An 896-nucleotide genomic window follows, 5' to 3' on the forward strand; every position below is an offset into this window, starting at 1 on the left:
GAGTTGGCTGTGACCAGTTGCAGGCAGCTGTCTCGTCGGACGATAAATCAAATAGTAAGTATCATCTGTTTCCTCAGCAAACTGTGGCAATTCTTTGACTACCAATTGCTTTTCTTGGTCCGTGAGCTCACTTTCTGTCACATACTTATAGTGAATCTGTTTTGTGACGGATGGCGTCTGTTCACTGGCTGCTACACTTGCAAGAGAACCTCCTCCACTAAAAAGGTAGAAAACCCCTACCAAAGCAGAAACTAAACCAACCGAAACTTTTCTCAATGAAAAACGTTGGTGCTTTTCTCCTAAATAACTTCTTTTCATTTCTAATCTTTCCTTCATCATGATTTGAATCCCCTCTATTCTACCGAAATTTACTAGATTATTCAATTTATTTGCTATAAATAATAGCCACAAAAAACTGCTAATCTTTTCAGTTCATTTACGCTGTCAAAATCCTTATCTTATCAGGTCTTGAATGCACAAACAAGATCATGGAGAAACCACAGAAAAATTCCTAGGTAGCCTTAAACCTAGGAATTTTCAAATTTTAATCAAACAGAATCGTTTCCTTATTTCTTGAAAATAGACTGTCTGAAGTCGTCTGTCTCACGAAGATAAGCATTGTAAATCTTCTTCTTGAGCAGGTTAACCCAGCTAGCTTCGACACGGCTAGTAGCATTGGTAATGTTGCGTACATCCTCTGCCACGGCTGCGTCCATCAACTGCTGCATCTCTGCATAAGAACGAATGGTTACTTTCTTGGTACTGTTTGGATTTTTAAGCTCGTACTCAATGGTGATTGGCTTCAGCTTGGTCAGCTGATCAATTCGCTCCTTGTACATGGCCTTCTTGAAGGCTGCCCAAGAGGTGTATTCACCTTTAAATACATTTTCCAAGAC

The 896-nt window shown here is 39.7% G+C and carries 2 protein-coding genes; both read right to left on the minus strand.

Features of this window, described 5'->3' with window-relative positions; all coding sequences use genetic code 11:
- Window positions 1–318 (minus strand): YSIRK-type signal peptide-containing protein (locus GMD1S_RS08285; RefSeq protein WP_044135802.1); only part of this gene is annotated, 318 nt, incomplete at its 3' end.
- Window positions 319–566: 248 nt separating this feature from the next.
- Window positions 567–896: ZmpA/ZmpB/ZmpC family metallo-endopeptidase (locus GMD1S_RS11565; protein ID WP_000322599.1), on the minus strand; the 330-nt coding region annotated here is incomplete at its 5' end.

It is taken from the genome of Streptococcus sp. GMD1S (assembly GCF_000296875.1).
GTDB lineage: Bacteria > Bacillota > Bacilli > Lactobacillales > Streptococcaceae > Streptococcus.